The organism is Rhizobium skierniewicense, assembly GCF_014196515.1.
Classification (GTDB): Bacteria; Pseudomonadota; Alphaproteobacteria; order Rhizobiales; family Rhizobiaceae; genus Agrobacterium; species Agrobacterium skierniewicense.
Genome location: NZ_JACIDV010000002.1, coordinates 249636 through 263444, shown reverse-complemented (window position 1 = coordinate 263444; position 13809 = coordinate 249636). Strand labels below are relative to the sequence as shown.

13 protein-coding genes are annotated in these 13809 nt (G+C 56.8%); 7 read left to right on the top strand and 6 right to left on the bottom strand.

Translation table 11 applies throughout. The features are described from left to right. Nucleotides 1–5: 5 nt before the first annotated feature. The 3 genes from glcF to GGQ73_RS03995 are packed head-to-tail and all read right to left on the bottom strand — an operon-like array spanning nucleotide 6 to nucleotide 3957. Entirely contained in the window at nucleotides 6–1313 is a 1308-nt protein-coding gene (glcF, locus tag GGQ73_RS04005; protein ID WP_183894134.1) for a glycolate oxidase subunit GlcF, read from the bottom strand. Between the two features lie 2 nt (nucleotides 1314–1315). Then, the gene (locus tag GGQ73_RS04000) at nucleotides 1316–2512 is read right to left on the bottom strand and encodes an FAD-binding protein (protein ID WP_183894461.1); all 1197 of its coding nucleotides are present in this window, start codon (nucleotides 2510–2512) and stop codon (nucleotides 1316–1318) included. A 5-nt stretch (nucleotides 2513–2517) separates the two neighbouring features. Then, nucleotides 2518–3957 carry an FAD-linked oxidase C-terminal domain-containing protein gene (locus tag GGQ73_RS03995; RefSeq protein WP_183894132.1) on the bottom strand — a complete coding sequence of 480 codons (1440 nt, stop codon included), beginning with the start codon at nucleotides 3955–3957 and terminating at the stop codon, nucleotides 2518–2520. Between the two features lie 222 nt (nucleotides 3958–4179). Between GGQ73_RS03995 and GGQ73_RS03990 the strand changes: the two genes are divergently transcribed. The 6 genes from GGQ73_RS03990 to GGQ73_RS03965 all read left to right on the top strand — a co-directional run bounded on the left by GGQ73_RS03990 (nucleotide 4180) and on the right by GGQ73_RS03965 (nucleotide 10807). Next, complete coding sequence (locus GGQ73_RS03990; RefSeq protein ID WP_174152159.1) at nucleotides 4180–5517, top strand: glycosyltransferase family 4 protein; 1338 nt, start codon at nucleotides 4180–4182, stop codon at nucleotides 5515–5517. Beyond that, nucleotides 5514–6254 (top strand): HAD-IIB family hydrolase, encoded by a 741-nt coding sequence (locus GGQ73_RS03985; protein WP_183894130.1) that lies wholly within the window; start codon nucleotides 5514–5516, stop codon nucleotides 6252–6254. The genes GGQ73_RS03990 and GGQ73_RS03985 overlap by 4 nt, the downstream gene beginning before the upstream one ends. Before the next feature lie 198 nt (nucleotides 6255–6452). Then, nucleotides 6453–6962, top strand: coding sequence for an NUDIX hydrolase (locus GGQ73_RS03980; protein ID WP_183894128.1), 510 nt, complete (start codon nucleotides 6453–6455; stop codon nucleotides 6960–6962). 58 nt (nucleotides 6963–7020) lie between these two features. Next, nucleotides 7021–8520, top strand: a complete 1500-nt coding sequence (locus GGQ73_RS03975) for an inorganic phosphate transporter (protein ID WP_183894126.1) — start codon at nucleotides 7021–7023, stop codon at nucleotides 8518–8520. A gap of 37 nt (nucleotides 8521–8557) precedes the next feature. Further along, on the top strand, nucleotides 8558–9295 hold the full coding sequence (locus GGQ73_RS03970) for a 16S rRNA (uracil(1498)-N(3))-methyltransferase (protein ID WP_183894124.1): 738 nt from the start codon (nucleotides 8558–8560) through the stop codon (nucleotides 9293–9295). 138 nt (nucleotides 9296–9433) lie between these two features. Then, nucleotides 9434–10807: a glutamate--cysteine ligase gene (locus GGQ73_RS03965; protein WP_183894122.1), complete on the top strand. Its 1374-nt coding sequence runs from the start codon at nucleotides 9434–9436 to the stop codon at nucleotides 10805–10807. A gap of 102 nt (nucleotides 10808–10909) precedes the next feature. On the opposite strand, the gene GGQ73_RS03960 is transcribed toward GGQ73_RS03965, so the two are convergent. Continuing rightward, entirely contained in the window at nucleotides 10910–11191 is a 282-nt protein-coding gene (locus GGQ73_RS03960; RefSeq protein WP_183894120.1) for a DUF1127 domain-containing protein, read from the bottom strand. Between the two features lie 191 nt (nucleotides 11192–11382). Here GGQ73_RS03960 and GGQ73_RS03955 point away from each other — a divergent pair, with 191 nt between their 5' ends. Beyond that, entirely contained in the window at nucleotides 11383–12333 is a 951-nt protein-coding gene (locus tag GGQ73_RS03955; RefSeq protein WP_174152152.1) for a LysR substrate-binding domain-containing protein, read from the top strand. Nucleotides 12334–12337: 4 nt separating this feature from the next. On the opposite strand, the gene GGQ73_RS03950 is transcribed toward GGQ73_RS03955, so the two are convergent. Both GGQ73_RS03950 and GGQ73_RS03945 read right to left on the bottom strand, forming a co-directional pair. Beyond that, a complete protein-coding gene (locus GGQ73_RS03950; RefSeq protein WP_183894118.1) occupies nucleotides 12338–13216 on the bottom strand; it encodes a dienelactone hydrolase family protein in 879 nt (292 codons plus the stop codon). Between the two features lie 112 nt (nucleotides 13217–13328). Further along, nucleotides 13329–13730, bottom strand: coding sequence for an MAPEG family protein (locus GGQ73_RS03945; protein WP_183894459.1), 402 nt, complete (start codon nucleotides 13728–13730; stop codon nucleotides 13329–13331). Nucleotides 13731–13809 lie beyond the last annotated feature (79 nt).

Genomic DNA, 13809 nt, shown 5'->3' with positions numbered 1-13809 from the left:
GTTTTTTATGGCACCATCGCGATTTTCTTTGGCTTTTTGCCGCCATAAGCCCAATCCAGCAATTCAATCGTGTGGAGAATGGGTATCTCCGTGCCACTGGCGATCTGCGTGATGCAGCCGAGATTGCCCGTGGCGACGATATCGGCTTTCGTGGCTTCGATAGTCTTGACCTTGCGCGCTTTCAACTCCGCCGAAATTTCCGGTTGGAGAATGTTATAGGTTCCGGCCGAGCCGCAACAGAGATGTCCCTCTGCCGGATCGCGAACGGTATAACCCGCCGCCTTCAGCAACAGTTTCGGCACGGCCGTGATCTTCTGACCATGCTGCATGGAACAGGCCGAATGATAGGCGACCGTGAGGCCATTGCGCTCAAGAGACGGCAGATCAAGCCCGCCCAGATATTCTGTGATATCCCTTGCCAGCCCGGAAACGATCCGCGCCTTTTCAGCGTAGGCGGCATCCAGCCGCAACATGTGGCCGTAATCCTTGATGGTCGTGCCGCAGCCGGATGCGGTGATGATGATGGCATCCAGGCCGCCGCGTTCCACCTCGCGCATCCAGACATCGACATTGCGCCGCGCCGATGAGAGCGCCTGTTCTTCCCGGCCCATATGGTGCACAAGCGCACCGCAACAGCCCTCCCCTTGCGGCACCACCACCTCGATGCCAAGCCTGTTCAGAAGCCGGATGGTCGCGTCATTGATGTCGGGGTCGAGCACTTGTTGGGCGCAGCCCGACAGAAGGGCGACACGTCCACGTTGTTCGGCTTTTGGTGCATGAAGACCCGGATTTGCGAAAACCGACGCTGCTGGTTCTGATTTGGGCGCCAGATCGAGCATCGATGCAAGTGGCCTCAGCGCTTTGCTCTTGCGCAAAAGTCCTGCGACGGGTCGGCCGAGCCGCGCCATCTTCAGCGCGGTGCGGAACCGGCGTGGATAGGGCAGCACGAAGGCGAGCAGATTGCGGATCACCCGATCCATCAGCGGTCGCTTGTAGGTCTTTTCGATGTGAATGCGGGCGTGATCGACAAGATGCATATAGTCCACGCCCGAGGGACAGGTGGTCACGCAGGCAAGGCAGGACAGACAGCGATCGATATGCGTCACGACCTGAGCGTCCGCAGGGCGGTCGTTTTCCAGCATATCCTTGATCAGATAGATGCGCCCCCGCGGGCTATCCAGTTCGTTACCGAGCGTCACATAAGTGGGACAGGTGGCCGTGCAGAAACCGCAATGCACGCATTTGCGCAAAATTTTCTCTGATTGCGCGACATGGGGATCGGCGAGTTGTTGCGGGGTGAACGAGGTTTGCATGTCTAAATCCCCATCTTACCCGGATTGAAAATTCCCACAGGATCAAGCTTGGCCTTGATGCGGCGGGTCAGCTCGTGTTCGGCAACGGTCAGCGGCTCAAAGGCTGCGACACCATGGCGTGCTATGGGCAGGGCTCGGATCAAGGTAGAATGTCCACCACCCAGCGCCCTGATATGTCGGCTGAGGAGGTCAGCTTCAATACCGGCCTCCATCTGCATCCAGACAAGGCCGCCCTGCCAATCGTAAAACGCATCGATGCCCGCTTCCAATCGCAGTGCTGCGACCAGCTTGTAACCTTGCGAGGGAGCGACCGAGACGCGCCAGAGCGGCTTTCTGAGATCGGCTGCAAACGGCGTCACGTCGCGAATTTCGCGCCATAGGAGCGTGCTCTTTTCACCATCCTGTAAAATCGAAGGCCCAAATTCGGACAGGGTTGTCTGCAATTTTTGCACCCGCACCTTGACCGAAGCCTCAAGGCCTTCGACCCTTAAAACGGTTGCCGCGCCATCGGGTAGCGAACCGCTCAAAAAACGCGACCTTACGCTCTCCGGCAGATGCGCGGCACCGGAAACCTCGACGCTGGTCGCCATGGCAGCGGCCATGAGACGGGTTGCGGTCTCGTCTTCAAGGCCGGATATGACGAGCGTTGCCTGCGCAGGCGGAATGGGCAAAACGCGGAAGGTAACCTCCGTCAGGAAACCAAGCGTACCGTAAGAACCCGCCAGAAGCTTGACCAGATCGAGCCCGGTAACGTTCTTCATGACCCGCCCACCTGCCTTGATCGCCTCACCCTTGCCATTGATGAAGCGAATGCCGAGCAGACTATCGCGCGCGGCACCAGCCACGAAACGGCGCGGGCCGGACACGTTGGCGGCAAAGATACCGCCTATGGTCGGTTCGCCTGCGGTGCCCATGACGGGACGGTGGTCCATCGGTTCGAACGCCATCATCTGGTTGGCGGATATCAGTGCTGCCTCTACCTCAGCCACAGGCGTTCCAGCCTTTACCGTCATCACCATTTCAGCGGGATTGTAGGCCGCGATGCCGCTCATGTTGCGTGACGAAAGACACGCTTCGGCCTCGACCCGATTGCCGAAACCGACGCGCGTGTTGCCACCGATGATCGCCAGCGCACGGCCAGACTGCGCGTGTTCACAAATGAGGTCAGCCGCCTCGGCTTCGGTTGCAGGCAGAAGCATTTCTTTCATGATGCAGGCCGCCCGGCCAGCGGGAAGACCTTGGAGGGGTTGAGAAGCCAGCCTTCGTCGAAGGCAGATCGCACCGCCATCTGCTGCGCCAGATCGGCATCGGAATATTGATGCCGCATGAGGTCGCGTTTTTCGATGCCAACGCCGTGCTCTCCGGTCAGGCAACCGCCTGCATCGACACAAAGCCTCAGGATCTGATTGCCCGCGTCTTCCGCTTTGGCGGCCTCTTCTGGGTCATTGGCATTGAAAAGAATGAGCGGATGCATGTTGCCATCACCGGCGTGGAAGACATTGGCGACCCGCAGGCCGAGGCTGTCAACGATTTCGCCGGTTCTTTGTAGCACATACGACAATTGGCTCAGCGGCACCGTGCCGTCCATGCAGATATAATCAGAAATCCGGCCAGTTGCACCGAATGCAGATTTTCGACCCTTCCAGATCGCAGCGGCTTCCATGGCCGATTGACACTCGCGGACGGTTCTGACGCCATGTCTGCGAGCGATAGCGACGATATCGGCCAGCATCGCATCCATCTCGTCTTCAGACCCCTCAACCTCGACAATCAGCAAGGCACCGACATCAAGCGGATACCCGGCCTTGGCAAAAGCCTCGCAGATTTCGATGGCGGGTTTGTCCATGAATTCGATGGCGACGGGAATGATGCCCGTACCGATAATATCGGCCACGCAAGAGCCCGCCTCCTCCGAGGTCTCGAAACCGAACAGAACCGGCCGCGCGCCTTCCGGCTTGGCAATCAGCCGAACGGTGGCTTCCGTTACGATGCCCAGCTGGCCTTCCGAGCCGCAGACGAGGCCAAGCAGATCGTAGCCGCTGGCATCCAGATGCTTGCCGCCCAGCTCCAGCACCGAGCCATCGACCAGAACGATCTTCACGCCGAGCAGATTGTTGGTCGTCACCCCGTATTTCAGGCAATGGGCACCACCGGAGTTCATGCCGATATTGCCGCCGATGGTACAGGCGAGTTGCGAGCTGGGATCGGGCGCATAGAAGAAGCCTTGCGGGCCTGCGACATCGGAAATCGACAGATTGGTGACGCCCGCCTGCACGGTCGCTGCGCGGTTGAAGAAATCCATTTCGAGAATCCGGGTCATCTTCGAAAGACCGATTACCACGGCGTCTTCCTGCGGAATGGCACCGCCGGAAAGGGATGTGCCTGCTCCGCGCGGCACGATGGGAATGCCGTAGCGATGGCAATATTTCATGACGGCAGCAACCTGCGCGGTCGTCTTTGGCAAAGCGACCGCCAAGGGCACCTGGCGATAGGAAACGAAGGCGTCGGTCTCAAACGGCACGAGTTCTCGCGGCTCATGGACCAAACATTCTGGCGGAAGCAGATCGGCCAGGTCGGCGACGATCCTGGCGCGGTTTTCGAGCACGGAGGTTCGCGGCTTCAGGAACTCAATGGTTTGCGACATCGGTGCTCACAGGCCTCCCCACCCCAAGCGACAGATAGAGGGATGTTACGGGAGATTGTTGTCGTGATGCAAGGTGCCGGAACCACATGACTTGCCGTACCGCTATCATCAGCGCCCTACTGATACCATAATTCAGAATTTTTATCGTCTTTTGATGGAACTTTTCCGGCTTCGCATGCTTTTTAGGGTGTTAACTGGAAATTTTTACTACGATGGGACGCTATGATCACCTTGAGCGAAACTGAACGCTATCCCCGGATAGCACTCATATCGACACATGGCTACGTAGCCGCACACCCGCCACTTGGCGCAGCAGATACCGGCGGGCAGGTCGTTTATGTCCTGGAGCTTGCTAAAAAACTTGGTCAGCTCGGATATACTGTCGATCTTTACACACGCCAGTTCGAAGACCAGCCTGAAATCGATGAAGTCGATGAGCGAGTTCGGGTCGTTCGCATTCCCTGCGGCGGCAAGGACTTCATTCCTAAAGAATATCTTCACCGCCATCTGATGGAATGGTGCGAAAATGCGCTTCGTTTCATCAAGAAGAACAGCCTGAGCTACTCCTTCATCAACAGCCATTACTGGGACGCCGGTGTCGCCGGCCAGCGCCTGTCCGAAGCGTTGAAAGTATCGCATCTCCACACACCGCACTCGCTCGGCATCTGGAAAAAGCGCCAGATGGAGACGGATTACCCTGAGAAGGCCGATACGTTTGAACTGGAGTTCAACTTCAAGGAGCGCATTCAGCACGAGCTCATCATCTACCGCAGCTGCGACATGGTCATTGCGACAACGCCGGTTCAGCTAGACGTGCTGATCGAAGATTACGGCCTGAAGCGCAAGCATATCCACATGATCCCACCCGGATACGACGACAACCGCTTTTTCCCGGTCTCGGAAGGATCACGGCAGATGCTACGTCAGCGCTTCGGATTCGAAGGCAAGACCGTTCTTGCCCTTGGCCGTCTCGCCACCAATAAGGGATACGACCTGTTGATCGACGGCTTTTCGGTCCTGGCCGAACGAGAGCCGGAGGCGCGACTGCATCTTGCGGTCGGCGGCGAGAATATGGACGAGCAGGAAACCACGATTCTCAATCAGTTGAAGGCGCGGGTGAACTCTCTGAACCTTGAGGACAAGGTTATCTTCTCTGGCTACGTTGCCGATGAGGATCTGCCGGATATCTACCGCGCCGCCGACATGTTCGTGCTTTCCAGCCGTTATGAGCCCTTTGGCATGACGGCTATCGAGGCCATGGCAAGCGGTACACCGACCGTCGTCACCATTCATGGCGGCCTCTTCCGCGCCGTCAGCTATGGTCGCCATGCGCTGTTTGCCGATCCCTTCGACAAGGAAGATCTTGGCATTACCATGATGAAACCGTTCAAGCACGAACGGCTCTACGGGCGGTTGTCCCGCATGGGTGCGCACAAGGCCCGCAGCCTGTTTACCTGGACAGGGATAGCTCAGCAGCTTCTGGCCGTTGTCGAGGGACGACCAATGATGCCTGTGCTGGAAGAGTCCGATTGGGCCGAACCATGGAATGATGGCGATTGAAACCTGTTCGCATTTTCTCGACTGATCTTGACGGAACCGTTGTCGGCGATAACGCCGCAACGGCCCGGTTCCGCGACTTCTGGCAGTCCTTGCCGGATGAAAACCGTCCGCTTCTGGTGTTCAACAGCGGACGGCTTCTGGATGACCAGCTCGAATTGATGGAGCAGGTCCCTCTTCCATCACCGGATTACGTGATCGGCGGCGTGGGGACGATGATGTCGTGTCGCGAAAAGCCTTCGTTGCAGCAGACCTACACATCCTCGCTCGGCCAAGCCTTCGACACGGCAAAAATTTCATCCCTCATCTCAGACGTTCCTGGCATCAGCATTCAACCCGAGCGTTATCAGCATGGTTTGAAGTCAAGCTGGTACCTGGACAACGCGAGCGAGGCCGATCTTTCCAGGCTGGAGAAACAGCTTTCGGATAGCGGGATCGATGCGCGCATCGTCTACTCAAGCAATCGTGATCTCGATATCCTGCCACGGTCTGCTGACAAGGGTGCGGCAATCAGGTGGCTTTGCAATCATCTGAGCATTGGCCTAGATGAGGTCGCCGTTGCCGGAGATACAGGCAATGACAAGGCGATGTTCGAGTTATCAGGCGTGCGCGGTATCATTGTTGCAAACGCTTTGCCTGAACTGAAAGCACTCGCCGTGAAACAGAGCCATGCCTATCTCGCACTTGAAAAAGAGGCAGATGGCGTTATATCCGGTTTGAAGCACTGGATGTCCGTTTAGGACCTCGCCTGATCACATCAAATATGTGTTCAACATCAAAAATGCTTAAGCCCGAGCTCAAGCAGCATTGACCTTGGTCCTCCACAGCAGGACAATTAAGCGAATCGTTTAATACCATAGATTGTGGTGGACGAGTTGCGTTCTGACGGTAATACCGGACGTATTATATATAGATTTTTTAGATAAGGACTTCATGAATTGAATCTGTTGACACGACTGGCAAATGACGTCTGCTTGATTTTGCGTCGCCCTCCGCGACAGCAATACGCAGCTCTGTGCTATCGTCGTGCAAAGAAGACCGGTGATGTTGAAGTGCTTTTGCTGACCAGCCGGGACACGGGCCGATGGGTTATTCCCAAGGGTTGGCCTATGGAGGGCAAGAAGGCCCATGCCGTCGCCGAACGCGAGGCGTTTGAGGAGGCCGGTGTCCGTGGCCGCGTCGAAAAGAACCATTTCGGATTTTTTGATTATGACAAGAAGCTGCGCAATGGCGTGCAGGTCCCTTGTCGCGTGCAGGTCCATCTGCTTGAGGTCGTGGATATGGTCAAGAATTTCCCTGAGCGCGCAAGTCGAACGCTGGAATGGGTCACGCCACAGGAAGCCTCGCGCCGTGTCAACGAACCGGAATTGAAGGAACTTTTCCTTTCCTTCGACAAGCAAATGGCGCAAACGCAACAGCAACCGACGCAAGACATCGTAAATCTATAAATCTGAATAACCGCTTGCGCCTGCACATGCGGTAAACACCGCAGCCGAAAGCAGAACAATGGCGCAACCACCCCATGGCCGCATGAAGCCGACACTGGACAAGGACCTGGATAAGCTTTCGCTTGTCGAAGAGGCCAGCTATCACCTCAGCCGTGGTATGATGGCACCGGGGCTGGGGCTGTTGTTCCTCATCATTTCGGCATTGGTTGCTAGCATTTTCGTCATCGGTCAGCCTGGCGGCATGATTGTCTTTGCAGCAGTCGTCATCGGCGCTTACATGGCGATGAACATTGGCGCCAAGGATGTTGCCAACAATGTCGGCCCAGCAGTCGGTGCCAAAGCGATGCCGATCGCTGTGGCGCTCATCATCGGCGCCGTCTGCGAAGTCATGGGGGCGGTGATCACCGGTGGCAATGTCGTGGAAACGATCTCCAGCGGCATTATCAACATCAAAACCATCCCCGATAGCTCGATCTTCGCATGGGCGATGCTGTCGGCCTTGATCACGGCCGCTTTGCTCGTCAATCTTTCGAATTATCTCAGGGCCCCGATTTCGACAACGCACACAGTTGTTGGCGGGGTCGCGGGCGCGGGCACCGCTGCCTATGGTTTTGGCGCGGTCGACTGGCTTTCCCTGGGCGGCATTGCCATGACTTGGGTCGCAACGCCTTTCATCAGTGCGTTTTTTGCCATTCTTCTGCTTGCCTTCATCAAGAAATTCATCATCTATCGCGACGACAAGATTGCGGCTGCGCAAGTCTGGGTACCGGTGCTCATCGGTATCATGAGCGGCGTCTTCACCGCCTATCTCATCTGGGTTGGCCTCCACCATTTGGTCATCATTTCGTTTGGAACGGCAATATTGTCTGGCCTGGCAGTCGGCCTTTTGAACTGGCGCCTCGCTATCCCCCTCATCGCGCGTCAATCACAGGGCCTTGAGAACCGAAACCAATCGCTGCGCAAACTGTTTCAATGGCCGCTCATTCTTGCCGCCGCCCTGATGTCCTTTGCTCATGGCGCAAATGATGTTTCCAATGCCATCGGCCCGGTTGTGGCCATTGTGCGTGCCACCCAGGGCGTCATCGTTGGTGAAACCGCGCGGGCACCGCAATGGGTGATGTTGATCGGCGCGTTTGGCCTCTCCTGTGGCATCCTCCTGTTCGGTCCACGCCTGATCCGGCTGGTGGGGGAGCAGATCACCAAGCTCAACCCGATGCGTGCATTTTGCGTCTCGGTTTCAACGGCTCTGACTGTCCTCGTCGCATCCCGGTTCGGCATGCCCGTCAGCACGACCCATACGGCGATCGGGGCCGTCTTCGGCGTCGGCTTTTTTCGCGAGTGGTACACACAAAATGCCAGACGTCAGTTAGAGTCAGGCAATGGTCAGAGCGAGAGCGGAGATGACACCGAAAACACCTCCGAGGTGCGCCGCCGGTATCTGGTTCGGCGCTCCCATTTCATGACGATTATCGCAGCCTGGATCATCACCGTTCCGACCAGCGCGGCATTGTCTGCAGCGTGTTATGGAATCATGTATATTCTTTTCATCAGGCTCTAGCTGTGGCGATCTTCAGCTGTAAAATTCAAAGAGAACCATGCGCGCCAATTTCCGAATGCAACGGCTTTTCGTCAGCCAGTCCCTCAATGCCGGTGCGGCGTTCGAGACAACCAGTGACCAGTTCAATTATCTGGCCAATGTCCTTCGCATGGCGGATGGAGCCGAAATCCTTCTGTTCAATGGGCGTGATGGCGAGTGGAAGGCTGAGCTTTCCTATCCCACACGCAAAAAGATAAGCCTGACAGCCACCCGGCAAACGCGACCGCAACCCGCCGCGTCAGACCTTCACTATCTCTTCGCACCGCTGAAAACAGGCCGTCTGGACTATGTGGTGCAAAAGGCAGTGGAGATGGGGGCCGGAGTTCTTCAGCCTGTCTTGACCCAACATGTTCAAGGCAAGATCAACAATCTCGACAAGCTGCGTGCCAATGTCGTGGAAGCAGCGGAACAATGCGGTATCCTGGCCGTGCCGCAGGTTGAAGAGCCTGTCAGGCTGAAAGATCTGTTGGAAACATGGCCCGCGACCCGCCGCATCATTTACTGTGATGAAGGCGACGAAGGACAAAATCCGTTGCCGGTTCTCAACCGTATTGAGGAGACGCATATCGCCTTGCTGGTTGGGCCAGAGGGTGGATTTTCGGAAGAGGAGCAGTCCTTGCTACGCAACCACCCATTTGTCACACCCATTCCGCTTGGCCCCCGCATCCTGCGGGCGGATACGGCAGGGGTCGCAGCGCTTGCGGTCATTCAGGCGACGCTGGGTGACTGGAAATAATGCACCAAGAGGCACGGTTAGGTCGCTAAACAAACGCACTCAAACCATGCTTGAAAGAAATTCATTTGCGTGCGGCGATGCGGCACCCTATCAGCGAATTCAAAGCCTCACAGGCAACATCGACCATAAGGTAATTTCATGGCCCGCGACACGACCGATCAGACACCCATCTCCTCGGCACAGGAATTGATCGACTATCTGGCGGAAGGCTGCAAGCCCGTCGAAAAATTTCGCATCGGCACAGAGCATGAAAAATTTGCCTTCTTCAAGGACGGCAACAAGCCGGTGCCCTATTTCGGCGACGCCAGCATCTCTGCTTTGCTGAAAGGCATGCAGGCGAAGATGGGTTGGGAGCCGATCATTGACGAGGGCAATATCATCGGGCTTAGCGAACCCTCTGGCATGGGCGCGATTTCGATCGAACCTGGTGGTCAGTTCGAACTATCAGGCGCACCCCTGGAAACCCTGCATGAGACCTGCAAGGAATCCAACCGGCACCTTGCGACGGTACGCGAGATCGCCGAGCCCATGGGTATCCGTTTTCTGGGCATCGGCGGTAGCCCGCTCTGGACCTATGACGAAACGCCGCAAATGCCGAAATCCCGCTACGCCATCATGACGCGGTATATGCCCAAGGTTGGCACCCAGGGTTTGGACATGATGTATCGTACCTGCACGATCCAGGTGAATCTCGATTTCTCGTCGGAAGCAGATATGCGTCGCAAGATGCGCGTGTCGATGAAATTGCAGTCGGTTGCCACTGCGCTGTTTGCATCCTCGCCGTTTACAGAAGGAAAGCCGAACGGGTTGCTTTCCTGGCGCGGTGACATCTGGCGCGATACCGACAACCGTCGCTCCGGCGTGCTGCCCTTCACTTTCGAGAAGGATTTCGGCTTCCGGCATTATGTCGAATGGGCGCTGGACGTGCCGATGTACTTTATCGTGCGTGACGGCAGATATCGTGACTGCACCGACATGACCTTCCGCCAGTTCATGAGCGGCGCGCTGAAGGGGCAGATTGCCGATTGGCAACCCAATCTGGGCGACTGGACCAATCACCTGTCGACGTTGTTCCCGGATGTTCGCCTCAAGCGCTTCCTCGAAATGCGTGGCGCTGATGGCGGCCCATGGCGTCGTATCTGTGCCCTGCCCGCCTATTGGGTCGGCCTGCTTTACGATGACAGCGCCCTGACCGCTGCCGACGAATTGACAAAGGACTGGACCGTCGAAGACGTTATCGCCATGCGCGATACAGTGCCTGCTCAAGGTTTAAAGGCGAGTGTGGCGGGTCGTTCCCTGCTCGACGTCGCGCGCGAAACCGTAGCGATCTCGCGCGATGGCCTGCGCAACCGCAAGCGTCTTAACGAAGATGGACTGGACGAAAGCGTGTTCCTGAACCCGCTGGACGAAGTTCTGGCCAAGAAGGTGACAATGGCTGAAGACTTGTTGACCGCTTACAACGGTCGCTGGAACAAGTCGGTGTTGCCGGTTTTCGACGAATACCAATACTAAAAACGACGATACAAAAAACCCGGTGCAGCTCGAGAGCAGGCACCGGGCAAAGGCAGGGCTTATTGGCAAATCACCCTGCGGGGGAACTGATAAGGGCGAAACTTACAACGACTTTGCAGCCGCCATTCGGGCGCAGCGCGCAAGCCGTGTCGTCGGATCGTCCAAGAGACCCGTATCGAGCGCTGTCTTGAGATCGCTCCGTGTCAAACCGATATCGGCCAGTTGATGATCGTCCATGTCCAGAAGGCGATTGGCGGCCATGCGATTGGCGATGCGGCGCAAAAACGTAACGAAACCTTTGCCGGCGCCTGCCACGACCTGTTCAAAGGTCGCGATGCGTGGTGCGATCAAACCCAGTTCCATCTTCCGTTCTGCCGTGCGCATGACACTATTCCTTCAATGAGGCACGATGAGGCGCTGCCTGTACACCCACGTGTAAGGCCGCCGGTTCGGTCATCCATTGGATGACCATTTGGTTGTCGGTGTTTATGGCGTCAAAATGTCGCAAGACCATTGATCAGTCCAACGAATGTTTCTAATGTCAGTCATCAATCATTCTTATGGATCCCAGAGCCATGTCTTCACCCCTCGATATTGACCAGTTGCACACCTTCATTGCCATCATCGATTCCGGCAGCTTCACCAAAGCTGCAGACCGCGTGTTCAAGACGCAATCGGCGGTTTCGATGCAGATGCGGCGTTTGGAAGAACGATTGGGCAAGCAGCTCTTTGCAAAGGACGGGCGTGGAAACAGGCTGACGGCAGAGGGCGAGAAGCTGATGCACTATGCCCGCCGCATCATTCGTCTGAACAACGAGGCGGTTGCCGCCTTCGATGACAACCGGCTGGAAGGTACGCTGCGCATCGGCACTCCAGATGATTATGCCGACCGCTACATGCCGGAAATCATCGGTCGTTTTGCCAAGACGCATCCCAATGTCGAGCTCTATATCGTCTGTGAACCATCCGTCAGCCTGGCGGAGAAGATGGCGCGTGGCGAGTTGGATATTGCGCTGGTCACTCATAACCCGCGCACCCGCGCATCGGACATCGTCCGCACCGAGCCGCTCTGCTGGGTAGCCTCCTCAAATCATCCCTTGCGCGATGACGTGCCGGTGCCGCTCGCCGTTGGGCGGCGTGATTGCCAGTGGCGACAATTGGCTGCCTCGGCACTGGACGCCGATGGCCGTGATTATCAGGTTCTGTTCACAAGCTGGTCGTCGACCGTCATCGCCGCAGCCGTTCTCGCTGGTATGGCCGTCTCAGTCCTACCGGAATCAACGCTTCGAACGGGTATGAAGGTGTTGACGGCAGCGGACGGCTTTCCACCTTTGCCGCCCGTACAGATAGGCCTGATGAAGCGCCCGGGCCTTTCCCCATCGCTCATCAATGCCATCACCGACCACATCACCGCCTGCCTCGACAACATATCGCTCGCCTCTGCTCCCGACGAGCTGGATGAGGATATGAAGGCGTTTCCGAAGCTTGCCCGTGTGCGCACCGGCCAATTGGCTCCGGGCTGGTGAAGGGTCAACTCAGATTTTTGCGGAAAAAGTCGATCGTCCGGCCCCAGGCCAGATCCGCAGCTTTCTTGTCATACCGCGCGCTGGACGTATCATTGTTAAAGGCGTGATTGACCCCGTCATAGACTAAGATTTCGAACGTCTTTCCATTCGTTTCCAGCGCGTTGCGATAGGCGTCGATACCCGCGTTGATGCGCTCATCAAGGCCACCATAGTGCAAAAGCAGGGGTGCCTTGATGGCGGGAACATCCTGTGCAGGGGGTTGCGCACCATAATAGGCAACGCCTGCATTCAGACTTCCTGATTTTGTCGCGAGACGGTTGACGAGACCACCGCCCCAGCAAAAGCCGACGGCACCGACCTTGCCATTTGCGCCATCGCGCTTGGCCAGCCACGCACGCGTCGCTTCCGCATCGGCAACGGTTGCAGCCATATCGAGACCGCTGAACATCTCGCGGGCCTTGTCTTCATCTGCAGGCGTGCCACCCTGCCCGGACAGAAAATCCGGTGCAAGCGCTACGAAACCTTCAAGAGCCACCCGACGCGCAACATCTCGGATGTGTGCGTTGAGGCCGCGGTTTTCGTGAATGACGATAACCGAACCCAGCGACGCAGACGCGTTCTTCGGCGTAACGAGATAGCCCTTCATTTCACCGTTTGCGCCGGGATAAGTAACATCCTGCGCCATCAGGCGTTCATCCGCTTCAGAAACGATAGCAGCCTGCGCGCCGCTAGCGCCCAACAGAGGCGCAATCGTCGCGGCAGCCGCACCGGAGCCTGCCAACAGCGTCAGCTTTTCCATGAATTTGCGACGATCCAGGCTGAGATGTGTGTAATCGTCATAGGCGTCGATCATGGCCTGGGTGATCTTCGGTTCATCCGTCATCTTGTTCTCCCGCTTGACTGTCGTGCGAGACAGTAACGCAAAGTCGGGAAAAGCGATGTAGTCTAAGGATTTTAGCGAAACAACTTTTCGCGATCCTCTGGGGCTTGCGAGACTACTCCAGTGCCAACCAGACGGCCAGCCAGCCCCACATGAGGACGAGCGCTGCGAAGCTCACGACAAAAGCTGGCCCGCGGTATCGCAGGCGGTTGCTGGTGACATGCACGTAGGAATGCACGTAGCGTCCGGCTACGAAAATCCATGCGAGGAAAATGGTCGCTATGTTGTCAGCATCCGTGATGTAGAGCAGCAGGCACGCCGCATGAAATAGCATCGGCATTTCGAACTGGTTGGCGATGTTCTTGTTCACCAACCGGCTTTGCTGCGCCTCTTCGCCCGTATCGCGAAAACGCTTGAAGTCTTCTTTGCTGATAAAAGTATATTTTCTTCGACGAATAAAAAGAAGCACATAGAGACCGAAGACCAAAAAGGCGTGAGCGATCATGGGCCAGAACATTGCGGTTGTGGGTGACATTTCCTGCTTCCTTTTCAGCAAAAAACGCTCCCCGAACCAGCATTCGGAGAGCGTCAATCTA

Coding starts and splice junctions, on each gene's coding strand:
- GGQ73_RS03945 (WP_183894459.1), bottom strand. CDS start 13,730: ATGTTCTGGCCCATGATCGCTCACGCCTTTTTGGTCTTCGGTCTCTAT.
- GGQ73_RS03995 (WP_183894132.1), bottom strand. CDS start 3,957: ATGTCGCAAACCATTGAGTTCCTGAAGCCGCGAACCTCCGTGCTCGAA.
- GGQ73_RS04000 (WP_183894461.1), bottom strand. CDS start 2,512: ATGCTTCTGCCTGCAACCGAAGCCGAGGCGGCTGACCTCATTTGTGAA.
- glcF (WP_183894134.1), bottom strand. CDS start 1,313: ATGCAAACCTCGTTCACCCCGCAACAACTCGCCGATCCCCATGTCGCG.
- GGQ73_RS03965 (WP_183894122.1), top strand. CDS start 9,434: ATGGCCCGCGACACGACCGATCAGACACCCATCTCCTCGGCACAGGAA.
- GGQ73_RS03960 (WP_183894120.1), bottom strand. CDS start 11,191: ATGCGCACGGCAGAACGGAAGATGGAACTGGGTTTGATCGCACCACGC.
- GGQ73_RS03975 (WP_183894126.1), top strand. CDS start 7,021: ATGGCGCAACCACCCCATGGCCGCATGAAGCCGACACTGGACAAGGAC.
- GGQ73_RS03990 (WP_174152159.1), top strand. CDS start 4,180: ATGATCACCTTGAGCGAAACTGAACGCTATCCCCGGATAGCACTCATA.
- GGQ73_RS03950 (WP_183894118.1), bottom strand. CDS start 13,216: ATGACGGATGAACCGAAGATCACCCAGGCCATGATCGACGCCTATGAC.
- GGQ73_RS03955 (WP_174152152.1), top strand. CDS start 11,383: ATGTCTTCACCCCTCGATATTGACCAGTTGCACACCTTCATTGCCATC.
- GGQ73_RS03970 (WP_183894124.1), top strand. CDS start 8,558: ATGCGCGCCAATTTCCGAATGCAACGGCTTTTCGTCAGCCAGTCCCTC.